General features: G+C 64.0%; 18 protein-coding genes and 1 tRNA gene. 13 read left to right on the forward strand and 6 right to left on the reverse strand.

All coding sequences use genetic code 11. From position 1 onward, the window contains the following. The first annotated feature begins 2 nt into the window (after nucleotides 1-2). Genes ACYQ8E_RS03185 through ACYQ8E_RS03225 form a run of 9 tightly spaced genes read left to right on the forward strand, consistent with a single transcriptional unit; the run spans nucleotide 3 to nucleotide 6,986 of the window. Nucleotides 3-257, forward strand: coding sequence for a phosphopantetheine-binding protein (locus ACYQ8E_RS03185; RefSeq protein WP_066726931.1), 255 nt, complete (start codon nucleotides 3-5; stop codon nucleotides 255-257). Next, nucleotides 254-1,450, forward strand: a complete 1,197-nt coding sequence (locus ACYQ8E_RS03190; RefSeq protein WP_066726933.1) for a beta-ketoacyl-[acyl-carrier-protein] synthase family protein — start codon at nucleotides 254-256, stop codon at nucleotides 1,448-1,450. Before ACYQ8E_RS03185 ends, ACYQ8E_RS03190 begins: the two co-directional genes overlap by 4 nt. After that, nucleotides 1,447-2,550, forward strand: a complete 1,104-nt coding sequence (locus ACYQ8E_RS03195) for a beta-ketoacyl synthase N-terminal-like domain-containing protein (RefSeq protein ID WP_082820267.1) — start codon at nucleotides 1,447-1,449, stop codon at nucleotides 2,548-2,550. The genes ACYQ8E_RS03190 and ACYQ8E_RS03195 overlap by 4 nt, the downstream gene beginning before the upstream one ends. A 2-nt stretch (nucleotides 2,551-2,552) precedes the next feature. Then, a complete protein-coding gene (locus ACYQ8E_RS03200) occupies nucleotides 2,553-3,152 on the forward strand; it encodes an acyloxyacyl hydrolase (protein ID WP_197463762.1) in 600 nt (199 codons plus the stop codon). A gap of 7 nt (nucleotides 3,153-3,159) precedes the next feature. Further along, a complete protein-coding gene (locus ACYQ8E_RS03205) occupies nucleotides 3,160-3,585 on the forward strand; it encodes a DarG family dialkylresorcinol biosynthesis protein (RefSeq protein WP_066726939.1) in 426 nt (141 codons plus the stop codon). A gap of 19 nt (nucleotides 3,586-3,604) precedes the next feature. Then, entirely contained in the window at nucleotides 3,605-4,612 is a 1,008-nt protein-coding gene (darH, locus tag ACYQ8E_RS03210) for a BtrH-related acyltransferase DarH (RefSeq protein WP_066726943.1), read from the forward strand. Beyond that, nucleotides 4,609-5,361, forward strand: a complete 753-nt coding sequence (locus ACYQ8E_RS03215; protein ID WP_231875409.1) for an ABC transporter ATP-binding protein — start codon at nucleotides 4,609-4,611, stop codon at nucleotides 5,359-5,361. The genes darH and ACYQ8E_RS03215 overlap by 4 nt, the downstream gene beginning before the upstream one ends. Before the next feature lie 5 nt (nucleotides 5,362-5,366). Beyond that, complete coding sequence (locus tag ACYQ8E_RS03220; RefSeq protein WP_066726947.1) at nucleotides 5,367-6,686, forward strand: ABC transporter permease; 1,320 nt, start codon at nucleotides 5,367-5,369, stop codon at nucleotides 6,684-6,686. A gap of 27 nt (nucleotides 6,687-6,713) precedes the next feature. Continuing rightward, complete coding sequence (locus tag ACYQ8E_RS03225) at nucleotides 6,714-6,986, forward strand: phosphopantetheine-binding protein (RefSeq protein WP_066726949.1); 273 nt, start codon at nucleotides 6,714-6,716, stop codon at nucleotides 6,984-6,986. A 218-nt stretch (nucleotides 6,987-7,204) separates the two neighbouring features. Here ACYQ8E_RS03225 and ACYQ8E_RS03230 read toward each other — a convergent pair whose 3' ends face one another. The 6 genes from ACYQ8E_RS03230 to nadB form a co-directional block, all read right to left on the reverse strand. Then, nucleotides 7,205-8,353, reverse strand: coding sequence for a beta-ketoacyl-ACP synthase III (locus tag ACYQ8E_RS03230; RefSeq protein WP_066726950.1), 1,149 nt, complete (start codon nucleotides 8,351-8,353; stop codon nucleotides 7,205-7,207). 18 nt (nucleotides 8,354-8,371) lie between these two features. Beyond that, complete coding sequence (locus ACYQ8E_RS03235; protein WP_066726952.1) at nucleotides 8,372-9,661, reverse strand: B12-binding domain-containing radical SAM protein; 1,290 nt, start codon at nucleotides 9,659-9,661, stop codon at nucleotides 8,372-8,374. 168 nt (nucleotides 9,662-9,829) lie between these two features. Then, nucleotides 9,830-10,240, reverse strand: a complete 411-nt coding sequence (locus tag ACYQ8E_RS03240; RefSeq protein ID WP_066726954.1) for a pyridoxamine 5'-phosphate oxidase family protein — start codon at nucleotides 10,238-10,240, stop codon at nucleotides 9,830-9,832. Next, nucleotides 10,237-10,458 carry a hypothetical protein gene (locus ACYQ8E_RS03245; protein ID WP_066726956.1) on the reverse strand — a complete coding sequence of 74 codons (222 nt, stop codon included), beginning with the start codon at nucleotides 10,456-10,458 and terminating at the stop codon, nucleotides 10,237-10,239. The genes ACYQ8E_RS03240 and ACYQ8E_RS03245 overlap by 4 nt, the downstream gene beginning before the upstream one ends. Nucleotides 10,459-10,462: 4 nt before the next feature. Then, nucleotides 10,463-10,735, reverse strand: a complete 273-nt coding sequence (locus ACYQ8E_RS03250) for a chorismate mutase (protein WP_459860090.1) — start codon at nucleotides 10,733-10,735, stop codon at nucleotides 10,463-10,465. Nucleotides 10,736-10,851: 116 nt separating this feature from the next. Beyond that, nucleotides 10,852-12,450 (reverse strand): L-aspartate oxidase, encoded by a 1,599-nt coding sequence (nadB, locus tag ACYQ8E_RS03255; protein WP_459860091.1) that lies wholly within the window; start codon nucleotides 12,448-12,450, stop codon nucleotides 10,852-10,854. Nucleotides 12,451-12,602: 152 nt separating this feature from the next. On the opposite strand from nadB, the gene ACYQ8E_RS03260 reads away from it, so the two are divergent. From ACYQ8E_RS03260 to ltrA, 4 genes are all read left to right on the forward strand, one after another. After that, nucleotides 12,603-13,172, forward strand: a complete 570-nt coding sequence (locus tag ACYQ8E_RS03260) for a lytic transglycosylase domain-containing protein (RefSeq protein ID WP_459860092.1) — start codon at nucleotides 12,603-12,605, stop codon at nucleotides 13,170-13,172. After that, nucleotides 13,169-13,756 (forward strand): CDP-diacylglycerol--glycerol-3-phosphate 3-phosphatidyltransferase, encoded by a 588-nt coding sequence (gene pgsA / locus ACYQ8E_RS03265; protein WP_459860094.1) that lies wholly within the window; start codon nucleotides 13,169-13,171, stop codon nucleotides 13,754-13,756. Before ACYQ8E_RS03260 ends, pgsA begins: the two co-directional genes overlap by 4 nt. 107 nt (nucleotides 13,757-13,863) lie before the next feature. Continuing rightward, nucleotides 13,864-13,938 (forward strand) — tRNA-Gly (locus tag ACYQ8E_RS03270). Nucleotides 13,939-14,438: 500 nt separating this feature from the next. Next, the gene (gene ltrA, locus ACYQ8E_RS03275; RefSeq protein ID WP_066724184.1) at nucleotides 14,439-15,842 is read left to right on the forward strand and encodes a group II intron reverse transcriptase/maturase; all 1,404 of its coding nucleotides are present in this window, start codon (nucleotides 14,439-14,441) and stop codon (nucleotides 15,840-15,842) included. The last annotated feature ends 120 nt before the right edge of the window (nucleotides 15,843-15,962 follow it).

Here is a 15,962-nt window from a genome sequence, read left to right on the forward strand (position 1 = left end):
CGATGGAGATCACTGAACAGCTGAAAAAGATCCTGGTGGAAGAACTGAACCTGGAGGATGTGAGCCCGGAAGAGATCGCCGACGATACCCCGCTCTTCGGGGAAGGGCTCGGCCTCGATTCCCTCGACGCAGTCGAACTGGTGGTGCTGGTGCAGAAGCACTTCGGTGTCGAGATCAAGGATATGGACGAAGGTCGCCCGGCACTGCAGTCGGTCGCCACCCTGGCTGCCTTCATTGCCGAGCGGCGCAGCAAATGACGACCCTAGCTCCCGTCGCCGTCACCGGGGTCGGGTGCCTGAGCGCGGCCGGGCTCGACTTCCCGTCCTGCATGGCCGCTCTTTTCAGCGGTCAGCGGCAACCGATACCGCCCGAGTCCTTCACCAGCACCCACCCGGTGCGCTACCCGGTCTTCGAGGTGGCGGTGGAGTTTCCGGAGCAGCGGGGGGTCGGCAAGCCCGACGTCCTGCGCACCAGTCGTCTCGCCCTGGTCGCCGCGGCTGAGGCCTTGGCCGATGCCGGGATCGAGCGCGAACAGCTGCGCGGGCTGCGGGTCGGGGTCTGTGTCGGTACCACCGTCGGCAGTGCCATGAATAACGAGCTCTTCTATCGCCAGTTCAAGGCGGGGGAACGGCCGGCGATCGATCCGATCGTCAAGTTCCTCAATTCCAACCCGGCCGCCTCCATCGCCCGCGAGTATGGTTTCGACGGACCCTGTCAGACGGTGGTGAATGCCTGTTCCTCGGGGACCGACGCCATCGGCCTGGCGGCCTCCTGGATCCGCGCCGGAATCTGCGACGTTGCCCTTGCCGGTGGCGCCGACGAGCTCTGCCGGGTCACCTACAACGGCTTCATCTCCCTTTTGATTACCGACGAGGAGCCGTGCCGCCCCTTCGACCGCGATCGCAAGGGACTCAACCTCGGCGCCGGCGCCGCGGTGCTGGTGCTCGAGTCGGAAGCGGCGCGGATCCAGCGCCAGAAGGCGCCCCGCGCCCGGGTGCTCGGCTACGGTTCGGCCAGCGATGGCTACCACCTGACCGCCCCGCGCCCCGACGGTTCCGGCCTGAAGCGGGCGATCGCCGAGGCGCTGGCGACCAGCGGCGTCAGCGCTGCCGACATCGCCTTCGTCAACGCCCACGGTACCGCCACCCCGGACAATGACCGGACCGAGAGCAAGGTGCTGGCCGAGGTGCTTCCCGGGATCCCCTTCGTCTCCACCAAGGGGTATACCGGCCACACCCTCGGCGCCGCCGGGGCGATCGAGGCGGCCTTTACCATCGGTTGCCTGGAGCAGGGCCGGATCCCCGGCAATATCGGCTGCACCACGCCGGACCCGGAATTTCCCGCGGCGCCGGTCCTGGTCGAAACATTGGTCACCGGGCGGGTGGCGCTCTCCGAGTCGCTCGCTTTTGGCGGCAACAACGCGGTCGTGGTTCTCGGGAGGGACGCATGAATTCTCAACCTATGGCCATTCGCGGCATCGGTGTCGTCGGCGGTTTCGGTGCGGGCCTCCACGCCCTGGAGGCGGCCCTGCGCGGCGAGTTGCCGCGCCCGGGACAGGTCACCTTCAGCAATGACGGCCGCGAGGTGGTGCTGCCGGCCTTTCTCGCCGATACGGAACCCCTGGCCGAGTTTCTGCCGAAGAAGTCGCTACGCCGCATTGACCACTATTCGCGGCTGGCGCTGCTCGGGGCCTCCCAGGCTTTGGCCGATGCCGGGCGCGAGCAGTTCGACCCGCAGCGCATGGGAGTGGTAGTCGCCAGTGGTTACGGGGCGACCCGCACCACCTTCGCTTTTCTCGACTCGGTGATCGATGACGGCGACCAGTGCGCCTCGCCGACCCACTTTTCCAACTCGGTGCACAACGCCGCCGCCGCCCACATCTCGATCCTGCTCGGCATCACCGGGCCGAGCCTGACCGTCAGCCAGTTCGAAATGTCGGTCCCCTCGGCGCTCCTTTCCGCCGCCCGCTGGCTCGCCGAAGGGCGCGTCGATTCGGTCCTCTTCGGCGGCATCGACGAATACTGCGATGTGCTCGGTTACTGCTGGGATCATTTCTTCGGCAGCGGCGACGGCGGCCCGATCCGGCCGCTGGAACTGCAGCGCCAGAGTGCCATCCTCGCCGAAGGGGCGGCCTTCTTCGTCCTCACCCGCGCTGATGAAGGATCACCTTCCCGCTACGGGACGGTGCAGGGGATCGACATCGGCCACCAGAGCGGCCAGAAGCTGCCGGTCGCTGCTGATGCGCTGCTGCTGCTCGGCGTCGATGGCCATCGTCGCTGCGGCAGTCTCTACCCCAGCCAGATTCCAGCCCAGGCGGATGTCGTCTCCTATTCACCCCTCTACGGCAGCCTGCCGGTGGGGCCGGCCTTCGACATGGCGATCGCCGCCCTGATCCGCGCCGGCGGCGAAATCTATCCGGCGCCGGTGGGAGCGGACGACGGTTGCCCGGGGCGGGTGGTGCGCCAGCCCGAAGCAATCGCCGGGCGGCCCCTCGCCTGTCTCAAGTGCAGCGGGGCCGGTGAAATCAGCATCATCAACCTGGGGGGATGAGGATGAGGGGGCGACGACTTACAGGGTTTTTGGGGCGCAGCATCGGTGGACTGCTTCTGTTCCTGGCGATTGCCGTGATCTCTCCGGTCACCTGCGATGCGGCTTCCCCCCTGCTGGAACCGGAGCGGGTCGGCCTCGCCCTCGACGTCGGCCCGAGCTATTCCCCGGACGGCGTCCGCTACCACCTGCTGACCCTCAGCACCCTTTACGACTACAGCGCCATCTGGCGCCATGCAGCGCCCGCGGCGCTGCGCTTCAAGCTCGACGCCAGCCTTGGCTTCGCCGAAGGGAGTGCGGTCTCCGGGACCCGCGGGGTCGCCGCTGCCGGCTTCATGGCGCTCTACTACCTTGATCGCTGGGCCGGAGCGAGCTGGCGCCCCTACGGCGAGGCGGGGATCGGCCTGATCTACACCGATTTCCAGGTCAAGGACCAGGGGTTGCGCCTCAACTTCAACCCGCGCTTCGGCATCGGCTGCGAATTCGGCGGTCCCGGGCGCCCCTGGTTCGGCGCGGTGCATGCTCACCACGTCAGCAACGGTCATCTGCACCATGACAACCGTGGTATCAACTCGGTCGTGTTCGAGCTCGGCCACTACTTCTGAGGTTTCCATGCGCAAGGACCAGGTTCCCCAGGACGGCTGCCTGCTCGAGGGGCAACGCGAAGTCTGCTACGCCGTCGACGAGAGCGGACGCTACGTACTGGCCCCGAGTGCCGGCTGGGAACCGAAGAACGTCGTCAATCTCCAGGCCTGGGAGCTGATCCGCGACCAGGTCGCGGCGGTCCTCGCCGACATCCGGGCCGGGCGGCAGAGCGTCCTTGCCTACCACATGGTTCGTAACCAGATGGATGTCGGCATGCTTGCCGCCTACGTCGGTCTCCCCCGCTGGCGGGTCCGGCGCCATCTCAAGCCGGCGATCTTCAGTCGCCTCAAGCCGCAGTTGCTGGAGCGCTACGCCGCTACCCTGAAGATGCCGGTCGCCGAGCTTTGCCGGCTCCCTGAAAACCCCGAGTTGCCGCTGCCGCAGCCTGAATGAACCGATTTCAGGAACAACCATGATCGCTTTTCCCCATAACCAGTCCGCCCACTGCGAGAGCGGCGTCACCGCCAACCTGCTGACCCATGGCGGCATTCCTCTTTCCGAGGCGATGGCCTTCGGTATCGGTTCGGGGCTCTTTTTCGGCTATGTCCCCTGGATCAAGATGAACTATTTGCCGCTGATCACCTTCCGCGGTGCGCCGGGGAGCATCTTCCGCAAGGCGGCCCGGCGGCTCGGCGTGCAGGTAGCGAAACAGAAGTTCCGCCATCCTGCCGCCGCCCGCGCGGCGGTCGATCACCTCCTCGAACAGGGGGTGCCGGTCGGCGCCCAGACCGGCGCCTACTGGCTCCCCTATTTTCCGGCGGCGCTGCGCTTTCACTTCAACGGCCACAATCTTGTGATCATTGGCCGCGAGGGGGAGACCTACAAGATCAGCGACCCGGTCTTCCCGGGACTGGTCGACTGCCCGGCGGCCGATCTGGAACGGGCGCGCTTCTCCAAAGGGGCAATGGCGCCCAAAGGACGGATCTATTACGTGAAGCAGATGCCGGCCAGGACTGATCTCGCCGAGGCGGCGGCCTCGGCAATCCGCGATGTCTGCAAGGTGATGCTGAATACGCCGATCCCCTATGCCGGCATTCGGGGCATGCGCCTGCTCGCTCGCGATCTCGAGGCCTGGCCGGCCAAGCTCGGCGAACGCAAGGCGAGTCTGCATCTCGGCCACATGATCCGCATGCAGGAAGAGATCGGCACCGGCGGCGCCGGCTTCCGCTTCATCTACGCCGCCTTTCTGCAGGAAGCGGCGGCGCTCCTCGCCCTGCCGGAACTGGAGGCGATGGCGACGCGCATGACCGCCATCGGCGATCGCTGGCGCGAGTTCGCGGTGCTGGGCGCCCGGCAATGCAAAGGGCGCGGGGAAGGATCCGAGGTCTACCGCACTCTGGCCGGAATCCTGCGCCAGTGCGCGAGCGAGGAGGAGCTCTTCTTCCGGGACCTGGCCCTCCTGATCGGGCGCAAAGGATGATGGTGACGCCCCTGCTCACCGCGCAGGCGCTGGAGCTGACCTATCCGGGGGCGCAGCGGCCGGCCCTCAACGGTCTCGACCTGACGGTTGGCGAAGGGGAGATCTTCGGCCTGCTCGGTCCCAACGGCGCCGGCAAGACCACCACCATCTCGATTCTCTGCACTCAATTGCGCCCCTCCGCAGGAAGTGTTCAGCTCGCCGGCATCGACCTGCTCGCCCATCCCGGCCAGATTAAAGCCCTGATCGGCCTGGTGCCGCAGGATATCGCCCTCTACCCGGCGCTTTCGGCCCGGGAGAACCTGAATTTTTTCGGGCGTCTCTACGGCCTGGGTGGCGAGCTGTTGCGCCAGCGAATCGACGAGGCACTGGAACTGGTCGGCCTGGTCGAGGCTGCTGATCGCCGCGTCGGCACCTACTCGGGCGGGATGAAACGGCGCGTTAATCTGGCGATCGGCGTACTGCATCGCCCCCGGCTCCTCTTCCTCGATGAGCCGACGGTCGGTATCGACGCCCAGTCGCGCAACCTGATCCTCGCCAACCTGCAGCGCCTCCGGGGGGAGGGGATGACGATGGTCTACACCACCCACTATATGGAAGAGGCGGAAGCGATCTGCGATCGGGTCACCGTCGTCGACCAGGGGCGGGTGATTGCCGAGGGGAGGCCGGCCGCGCTGGTTGCGGCAGCGCCGGACGTCAGCGATCTCGGCGAGCTCTTTTTGCAATTGACCGGCCGCCAACTGCGAGACTAGGAGCTATGGCAGGGAAAATCTTCGCCGTCACCAGCCGGGAACTGCTGCAACTGCTCCGCGACCGCGCCGGGCTGCTGGTCCTCTTCGTCATGCCGATGGCGCTGGTGCTGATCATGTCGCTGGTGCAGGAGAGCGTCATGAAAGCGACCGGGGAGTCGAGCTTCGATCTGCTCTGGATCGACCATGACGGTGGACCGCTGGCGGGAGAAGCTGCCCGGCTGCTCGAAGCGAGCGGGGTAATCAATCTGGTGCGCCACGCGGATGGGATTCCCCTCGATGAGGAACGGGCCCGCGCGCTGCTCAATCGGGGCGACTATCCCTTCTGTCTGGTCTTCCCGGCGGGCTACTCGGACGCCCTGCGCCGGCGCGCCGAGCAGCAGGTGGGCGCCGCTTTCGCCTCCAGCAGCGTAACCGCTTTGGCGGTCACCGTCCCCGAGCCGCAACTGCTGATCGACCCGGCGGTGCAGGGGGCGTTCCGGGTGGCGGTCAGCAACCTGCTGCAGCGGGTGCTGCTCGGCATCGAGGTGCGCGAACGCAGCAGCGTCTTCGCCCGGGAGTTGCCGCGGCAGATGCAGCAGCTCGGCGGCGCTGGCTCCTTTGCCGGCCTGGCAACCAACCCCGTGGTCAAGCTCGATTTGGCCGAAAATGGGCCGACACTCCTTCATGAAGAGTTCGCCAGCGGTCGCGGGGCGGTGCGCCCCAACGCAGTGCAGCAGAACGTCCCGGCCTGGACCCTGTTTGGCATGTTCTTCATCGTCGTCCCGCTGTCGGGAATGATGATCCGCGAACGTCAGGCCGGCACCATCCAGCGCCTGATGACCCTGCCGGTTTCGCCGCTGACGATCCTCGCCGGCAAGGTGTTCGCCTTTGTCCTGGTCTGTATGGTGCAGTTTCTCGGCATGCTCTCCATCGGCTTCTGGGTCCTGCCGCTTCTCGGCACCGCGGCGCTGCAGGTCGGTGCAAGCTGGCCGGCACTCCTGCTCGTCGCCCTCTGCGCCTCGCTGGCGGCAACCGGTTATGGTCTGCTCCTTGGCACCTTGGCCGGCAGCTACGAGCAGGCCTCCATGTTCGGCGCGGTGTCGGTGGTGATCGCTGCCGCCATGGGCGGGGTGATGATCCCCCTCTACGCCATGCCCCGCATCATGCAGACGTTCAGTCTCGTCTCCCCCCTTGGCTGGGGGCTCGACGCCTTCCACGGTCTGCTGGTGCGCGGTGGCGGCCTCCTTGATATCTGGCCGCGGCTCCTGCTCCTGTTCGTCTTTTTTGTGGTCACCTTGCTGACTGCCTGGTATTTCCTGTATCATGGTCGGCGCCGGCCGGATTGAGGCCGACGCTGCTGATTGGAGTGAAACATGTCTGAAGCACTGATGGCGGAACTGCGCGAAATGATCTTTGCCACCTGCAACGTGGAGGATGTCGATCCCGACGAGCTTGGCCCCGACGACCCGTTGACCGGGCCCGACTCCATGCTCGGCCTCGATTCGATCGACGCGGTGGAGATCGTCGTCGAGGTCCAGAAGAAATACGACGTCCGCATCGGCGGCAAGGAGATCAGTCGCGAGATCCTGACTTCGTTGCGGACGCTGGCTGATTTTCTGATCGGGGAAGGGGTCACGGCTTCCTGATGTTTGTTGGGAATCACAGAAATGATGATTAAGCCGGGAATATAACAATAGAGGGGAAATCTGGTTTTGGGGTTGCCGTGATCGGTAACAATCAGATTTGTATCCCTGTCCAAAGATTGAACGCCCTTCAACCCTGATAGCTCAGCTCATCCTGTTTTTAACAAAAAATGAGGCCCCATCCGGGAGCCTCATTTTTTGTTTAGCGAGGGGAGGGTCTGCTAAACCACCGTCAGCAGCGCATAACACATGGAGAAGCGGCCACTCTCGGGGACGTAGCAGAGGACCTTGTCGCCGGGCTTGATGCGGTCGGAGTGGAGCAGCTCTTCAAGGATGATATAGACCGAGGCGCTGCCGGTGTTCCCCTTGTCGGGGAGGTTGGTGTACCAGCGCTCCAGCGGAATATGGAAGCCGACATCCTTGAGCCCCTGGTAGATTGGCAGGCGGAAGTAGTCGGAGGAGTAGTGGGCGACGAAGATGTCGACCTCCTCGGCCTTGATGCCGCGCTTGGCGGACAGCAGCGGGATGGTGCGGTTGGCGGTGGTGGCGACGATCTCCCGTTCAAGAAGCTTGACGTCCTGCTTGACCAGCAGGGCGTGGGACTCGAGCATCTCCTGGGGTTTGTCGAATTCACGCCAGCCGGTGATGGAGCCGTCAGGATTCTTCACTGCGCCGGCGTACATGCAGGTGTCGAGCTCGTTGGCGAAGGAGAAGATGTCGATCCACTCGATCTTGAAGGCGCGCTTGCCGGGAGTCGGCTGCGGGGCGATGAAGGCGGCGCCGGCGCCGTCGGAGAGCATCCAGCGCAGCAGGTCGGCGTTGAAGGCGAGGGCAGGCTGCTGCTCCACCGCCTCGGCCACCTCGGCCGGGATGGTGCCGGCCATGCGCGAGCGCATGAAGGAGGAGGCCTGTTCGGAGCCGGTGGCGACGGCGTTGCGGCTCTGGCCAAGGGCGACATTCATCGCCGCGTACTTGAGGGCGGTCATGCCGGAGATGCAGACCCCGGCGGTGCTGATGATGTCGCAGGGCGGCGACTTGAGCTCGCCGTGAACCATCGAGGCGTGGCCGGGGATCAGCTGGTCGGCCTGGGTGGTACCGCAGGCGAGTACCTCGATCTCCTCAAGGGAGAAGCCGTCGTAGGGGTGGAGGCCGCGCACCGCCTCGGCAGCGAGCTGGGCGTTGCTGTGGGTGGTCCTGCCGGTGGCCGGGTCGATGGCATAGTACCGGGTGCGGATCTTGTTGTTGCGCAGGATCATGGCACGGGTGCGTGACGGCAGCTGGTTGACCATGCCGAGAATCTGTTCCATCTGCTCGTTGCTGACCGGCGCGTTGGGAAGAAAGACTGCCAGATCGGTGATATAGGCTTCCATGCGAGTTACCGCCCCTCTTTAGATTTTGGCTTTCGGGTGGGTCAGTTGAAACAGTTCGGCATAGCGCCGGTAGAACTCCGCGTCGCCGAGCCGGGTTGGAACCACGGCGTTGGCGAGGGTGTAGTAGTCGAGGTCATGATTGACGATCCGCTCCCGCCAGGCGCGGTGGAGGGCGGTCCCGGGGAGCGGCGTCATCACCGTAAAGATCGGCAGGTCGATCGGGTTCGCCTGCAGGTAGGCGACCAGCCGGTCGAAATCGTCGTGGCCGTAGGCCGGGTCAACGATGAAATCGCCGACAATGGTAACACCGATCTCGCGCAGGATGGCGATCGCCTCGCGGTTGACCGCCTCACGGTTTTCCTTGTTCATCTGCGCTAGGCCGGCGTCGCTGATCTCCTCGAAACCGATTACCACCGTGCGCAGGCCGGCGGCATGCCATTCGCGCATCAGGTCGGGGTGGCGCACCACGGTGTCGGAACGGACATCGCCGAGGAACTGCTTGCCGAGTTGTGCCGCGGCGATCGCCTGGCAGAGCCTGCGGGCGTGGCCGACGTTACCGAAGGTGTTGGCGTCGACCAGGCGGATGATCGGTACCTCGCCGAGCAGGCGGATGTCGCGCAGCACTGTCTCGATGGAGCAGGAGAGGTAACTGCCACCGGCCTGGCCGGCGATGCAACAGAAGTTGCAGTCAAAGGGGCAGCCGTAGGCGGAGGCGACAAAGCCCATCGGGTGCCCGAGCAGGGTGTAGTGCTGACGCTTGTCGGCGACCAGGTCGTAACGCGGCGGCAGCGCCTCAAGCAGGTCGTTGGGTCCGAAGCTGCGCCGGTCGAAGTTGAGTGGCCAATCCGGGCTGGTGACGGCGACGCCGGGAATCTGCGGACGCCGCTCGCCCCGCTCCAGGGCGTCGACCAGCTCGCGAAAGCTCGCCTTGCCGAGACCGATGACGACAAAGTCGATCTCGGCGACGTTGAAAAATTCCGGGTCGTTGCTGGCGTGAATGCCACCGACCACCGTGGTGGCGTCAGTGCTTTCCTTGACTGCTGCGGCGAGTTGCCGGGCCGTCTGCGCTTCACAGGTCACCGCGGTAATTCCCACCAGGTCGGGAGCAAAACCGGCGAGTGTCGCGGCCAGGCCGTCCGGGTCGACCTTGAGGTCGAGCAGCGCCACTTCGTGGCCTGCCAGGTTCCCGGCCAGGGTCTCCAGTGCCAACGGCTCCCCCCGAAAGATCTGTTTGATCGAGGTGAGACCGTAGCGCTCTTCGGGGATACTGCGACCACAATTGGGTGGATTCACCAGCAAGATGCGCATAACGGTCTGGCCTGCTCCCGGGGAGGACGTTTCCGCTCCTAACCCTCCTGGGCGGTAGCGGGGTCAGCATATTAACCCGATTCGAACCCGATGTAAATGCGCAGCTGACCATGGCAATGGGTTCGGCGGGAAAAATTTTCCTGGGCCGCCACAGTATCTTCGTTTCGATCAGAGCGTGGGGGAGGGGACTTCGATCAGGGGTCGTTCGGCGCTGACCCGGCAGCTGACCGCACAGCGGATGGCGCGCCCGGCGCGGCGCCCGGCCTCGGCGGTTACTGCGGCGACCAGGCTTTCGAAGAGCGGTCCGGAGGTCGCAAAGTCGAGCGCTTCGAGATAAATCCGCCTTCCCTGCCAAAGGGGGAGGCTGGCGCCCGGCAGACAGGCGAGGAGCGCTGCCAGGCCCGTGGCGCGCAGGTTGGCGAGGGTGCGGTTATTGCCGAGGCCGATCACCCAGGCGTCATCGGGGAGGGGGCGGACAGCGCCGATAACCGCCAGGTTGGGGAGGCCGTTTCCATCGCTGGTGGCGAGGACGGTGACCCGGTGCGGATCGTTCAGCAGCGCCTCGATGGCGGTCTTCATTGCTGTTCCTGGTCCTCGGGTGGAATGCGGAAAATCTCCAGTACTCCGGGGAGGGCCCGCACGGCAGACTGATCGATGCTGCCGGCATCACCGATGACGCCGATGATGACCCGGTTGGCGCCGGTTGACTGGTGGAAGTCGAAGTCGCCGTCGATAAGGTATTGCTTGACCCGTTCGAGATCGTCGGCAGTAGCGGTGGTGCGCATAACGATGAGCATAATTCTATTCTCCCTTGGTCCGAATCCGTTCCAGGCGCCGCGACTCGTCGATGACACGTTCGAAGAGACGGACGATGGCGCCATCTTCCAGGGGGCCGGGGTTGGCGGCCCGCATCCGGTCGAAGATCCGTTTCTCCCGTCCCGGATCGTAGACCGGCAGCCCCCGTTCCTTCTTGATCTCGCCGATCTGCAGGGCGAGGGCGGCGCGCCGGTTGAAGATCTCCAGCAGTTGGGTGTCAATCTCGTCGATGGCCACGCGGATCTCGTCGATGGTCAAGGCGGACTCCGTGAAAAAAGTTATCAGCTACGCGCCGTTAGCTACAGGTTTCAAGAAAATGGATTAAGTTAAGACGGGACATCTGGTGACCGGTGACGAGCAACGGGCAACTGCTCTCAAAACTCCTTGCGCAGCAAGGTGGGGCGTTGCCAGTGGTCGTCGTCGGTGGCCGGGAAGTCGAGATTGTAATGAAGCCCGCGGCTCTCTTCCCGGGTCAGGGCGCTGCGGATGATCAATTCGGCGACGGTGGCGATGTTGCGCAGTTCGATCAGGTCGGAGGTGATATAAAAGTTCCAGTAGTAGTCGGCGATTTCGTCCTGGATCATCTGTACCCGGCGCAGGGCCCGGACCAGGCGCTTGTTGGAGCGCACGATGCCGACGTAGTTCCACATCGAAAGGCGAATCTCGTGCCAGTTGTGGGCGACCACCACCTCTTCGTCGCTGTCGGTGGCGCTGCCGGAATCCCAGGGATCGATGGTCGGGAAGGCGGGGGCGCTCTCGTTAAGGCGTTCGAGGGAGCGGACGGCGGCGCGGGCAGCGTAGACCACCCCTTCGAGGAGGCTGTTGCTGGCGAGGCGATTGGCGCCGTGGAGGCCGGTGCAGGAAGTTTCGCCAATGGCGAAGAGATTCTGGATATCGGTCTCGCCCCAGCTGTCGACCTGGACTCCGCCGCAAAGGTAGTGGGCGGCCGGAACGACCGGGATCGGTTCCCGGGTCATGTCAATACCGTAGCCAAGGCAGGTTTCATAAATAGTCGGAAAACGCTCCCGGATATAGTCGGCACCCTTGTGGGTGATGTCAAGGAAGACGCAGTCGTCGCCATGAACCTTCATTTCATTGTCGATGGCGCGGGCGACGATGTCGCGCGGGGCGAGATCCTTGAGCTGGTGGTAGCCCTCCATGAAGGCGGTGCCGTCGCGGCGGCGCAGGATCGCTCCTTCGCCCCGTACCGCTTCGGAGATCAGGAACGACTTGGCGTGGGGGTGAAAGAGGGTGGTCGGGTGGAACTGCATGAATTCCATATTGGCGACGGTGGCTCCGGCGCGATAGGCCATCGCCACGCCATCGCCGGTGGCGACATCGGGATTGCAGGTATAGAGGTAGACCTTGCCGGCGCCGCCGGTGGCGAGGATCGTCACCCGTGCCCCGAAGGTGAAAACCTCGTTCGCCCTGATGTCGAGGACATAGGCGCCAAGACAGCGGTTGGGGCCGTTGCGGTGCTGGCTCACCTTGGCTTCGGTGATCAGGTCAACGGCGATATGGTCCTCGAAAATACTGATGTTGGGGTGGCGGCGCACGGCCGCGACCAGGGCCCGCTCGATCTCCCGGCCGGTGATGTCCTGGGCATGGAGGATGCGACGGGCGCTGTGCCCCCCTTCGCGGGTCAGGTCGAAGGTGTCGTCGACATTGCGGGTGAACTGGACCCCCCATTCGATCAGATTCTGAATCGCCTGCGGCCCCCCCTCCACCACCATGCGGACGATCTCTTCGTCACTGAGAAAGGCCCCTGCCACCATGGTGTCCTCGATATGGGCGGCAAAGGAATCTTCCGGCGAGATGACCGAGGCGATCCCGCCCTGGGCCAGATTGGTGGCGGTTTCGCTGCATTCGCGCTTGGTAACGACGGCAACTTTGCCGCGGTCGGCCACCTTGAGGGCGTAAGAGAGACCGGCAATGCCGCTGCCGATGACCAGAAAATCGGATATGACCTTCATCGATGGCCTCGCATGACTGGAATGATTGCGGCCCGGGAGTCGCAGGTCGTCATTATCGGCACAGCGGACTGCGATGTCAAGGATTTCGGGGCGCTAAACAGGTTGAAATACTGAATGTTTTGGGCTATAGTTCGGCCCGGAGACTGCGCCTGATGAAACTTGCCCTGCCACTGTTGCTGCTTATCGCCATCGGCCTCGCCGCGCCGCGCCCGGCCGCTGCCGATATCTACCGTTATGTCGATGAGCACGGCGTTATGCATTTTACCAATAATCCGACCAGCAGCCGCTTCACCTTCTATCGCAAGGAGACCAGGGTAACTTCCGGCATCGGCGACATTATCAGCCGTTATGCGCGGATCTACCGGATCGAAGAGGCCCTGGTCCGGGCGGTCATCAAGGTCGAGAGCGATTTCAATCCGCAGGCTGTCTCCAGCAAGGGCGCGTTGGGGATGATGCAGCTGATTCCGGCAACCGCCCGCGAGATGGAGGTGCACAACCCTCTCGACCCGGAGGAAAACATCCGCGGCGGCAGCCGTTACCTGCGGCAGATGCTCGACCAGTTCGACGGCAACCTCGAACTCGCCCTGGCGGCCTACAACGCTGGTCCGACCGCCGTCCGGCGGCACGGCGGCATCCCGCCCTATCCGGAAACCATCAATTACGTCGATCGCGTCAAGTCCTACCTCAACGACTACCGGAGAAACCGGAACCCCCTGTTATGAGTATGCGCTCCGGTCTGCTCAACCTCCCCAACCTGCTCACCCTCGGCCGCATTGCCGCGGTGCCGCTGATCGTGATCCTGCTCCTCTCGCCGAGTCGGGAGGCCGGATTCTGGGCTGCCGCCGTCTTCTCCCTGGCGGCGGTCACCGACTGGCTCGACGGCTGGCTCGCCCGTCGCTGGCAGGTGGTGACCGTCCTCGGCAAGTTTCTCGACCCGCTGGCCGACAAACTGATCGTCATGGCGGCGCTGATCATGCTGATCCCGCACGGCCGGGCGCCGGCCTGGGCGGTCTTTGTCATCCTCGCCCGCGAAATGGTCGTCACCGGCCTGCGTTCCATCGCCTCCTCGGAGGGGATCGTCATCGCCGCCTCCGACCTTGGCAAGTTCAAGACGATCTTCCAGATGGTGGCGATCATCGGCCTGTTGCTCCATTACGACTATTACTGGTTCTTCGGTCTGCGCTGGGAACTCTTCCATGTCTCGATGCACAACGCGGGAATCTTCTATTTCTGGATCGCCTTTGCTCTGACCGCCTGGTCCGGGGGGGACTATCTAGTTAAATTCTTTAAAGTTATCGCTCGTTGAACGGTTCGCTGCGGCGGAAAAATATTTCCGAATTTTTTGTTGACTTGAAAATCCCTCTTTGCTATTAATAACGGCGCTCGACGGAGCGGTACCAAAACGCCAATCGGGCGGGAATAACTCAGTGGTAGAGTGCAACCTTGCCAAGGTTGAAGTCGCGGGTTCGAATCCCGTTTCCCGCTCCAGAAAATGACGACGGAACCCCGAACTAGGGGTTCCGTTTTTTTGGTGCGCCAGGCATGGCGCGTAGCGCCTTGACTGGCGCTGTCTGATTCACTGTGGTGGTGAATCAGTGACTTGGGGGTGAAAGTCCCCTGCGGACCCTGATGGCGGGAACCGCTAGCCGGACGGCAAGGGTGTCCATCGCGAGGTGGAATCTGAAGGAAGCCGCAGGCAAAATCCCGGTCCGACGAACAGAAACCGCATGAGGCAGTCTCATCCGGGCGAGAAGGCCAATATCTTCAAAGCCCGATAGCCATCCGGGAGGGTGGGGCTGTAGATGCGGCGGGTAGATGGGAGGAAGGTCACGCGCATTACCCTGGGAGATCTGTCGGTCTGCCTCGTGCTACCGTCACCGTAAGGTGTCGGGACGGGCCGGCAGAAGTCAGCAGAGGCCGTAGTAGCCGGAGTAACCACCCGGCAAAGGGCCGAACACGAGGCGTCGTTTCAGGAGACTCGCGTTTCGATGACGACAAGAGCAGCAGAAGTCCCGGTCGAGATACCGGGAGCCGTCCCGGAGGGCAGCGGCCGGAAGCCGCCAGAGCATGGGAGCGGTGCGTCAAACGTCACGGCAACGAGAGACCCTTCCTGGACGAAAGCGGAAAGGGGGCTGATGGAAGACGTCGTCAGCCGCCCGAACATGATGGCGGCCTTAGAGCGGGTGGAAGCCAACAAGGGCGCCCCCGGCATCGACGAGATGACGACGGGCGAGCTTCGCGGTTTTCTCAAGGAGAAGTGGCCGACCATCAGGGAAGAGTTGCTGAATGGGACGTATCGCCCCCAGCCGGTGCGGAAGGTGGAAATCGAGAAGCCCGACGGGGGAGTGCGCACCCTGGGAATCCCCACGGTGTGCGATCGGCTCATTCAGCAGGCGCTGCATCAGGTGCTGACGCCGCTATTCGATCCGGACTTCTCCGAGAGCTCCTACGGGTATCGTCCCGGACGGAGTGCCTGGCAGGCGGTTAGAGCCGCCCGTCGGCATGTGGCCGACGGCAAGCGCTGGGTGGTCGATATCGACCTGGAGAAGTTCTTCGACCGGGTGAACCACGACATCCTCATGTCGCGGGTCGCCCGTAAGGTCGAAGACAAGCGGGTATTGCTGCTCATCCGGCGGTACCTGCAAGCCGGAGTGCTCGAAGGCGGGCTTGTGTCGCAGAGGGTGGAAGGGACGCCGCAGGGTGGTCCCCTCTCACCTCTTCTGTCGAACATCCTGCTCGACGCGTTCGACAAGGAACTGGAGAGGCGCGGTCACGCCTTCTGCCGCTACGCCGACGACTGCAACATTTACGTGCAGACCAGGCGCAGCGGCCAAAGGGTCATGGCCAGTCTCACCCGGTTCCTGGAGGAGCGGCTGGCACTCAAGGTCAACGTCGCCAAAAGCGCCGTCGACCGTCCTTGGAAAAGGGTCTTTCTGGGTTACAGCATGACCTTTCACAAGAAACCCCGCCTCAAAGTGGCGGAGTCGAGAGTGAAGCGGTTCAAGGCCGGACTCAGGAAGGTCTGCCGACGGGGCAGGGGACGCAGTCTCGCTCAGGTCATCAAAGAAATCACCCCGAAGCTACGGGGGTGGGCCTCTTACTTCCGCCTGGCGGAGGTCAAAGGCATCTTCGAAGAACTGGACAAATGGCTGCGGCGGAAGCTGCGCTGCATTCTATGGCGACAGTGGAAGCGCCCCTATACCCGGGCCAAGAGGTTGATGCAGCGGGGATTGCCGGAAGCCCGGGCGTGGAAATCGGCCACGAACGGGCGAGGCCCCTGGTGGAACTCAGGGGCCTCGCACATGAATGAAGCGTATCCGACATCCTTCTTTCGCTACTTGGGGCTGATCCGCTTGACCGATCAGCACCGCCGCTTTCAGAGCGCCTTGTGAACCGCCGTGTACGGAACCGTACGCACGGTGGTGTGGGAGGACGGCGGGGGCGACCCCGCCTCCTACCCGATTTGGGGCGACAGAGGGCACGATGGTGCGGCCTGAGGTAAAATCTACACA

The sequence above is a fragment of the Desulfuromonas carbonis genome (assembly GCF_054658035.1).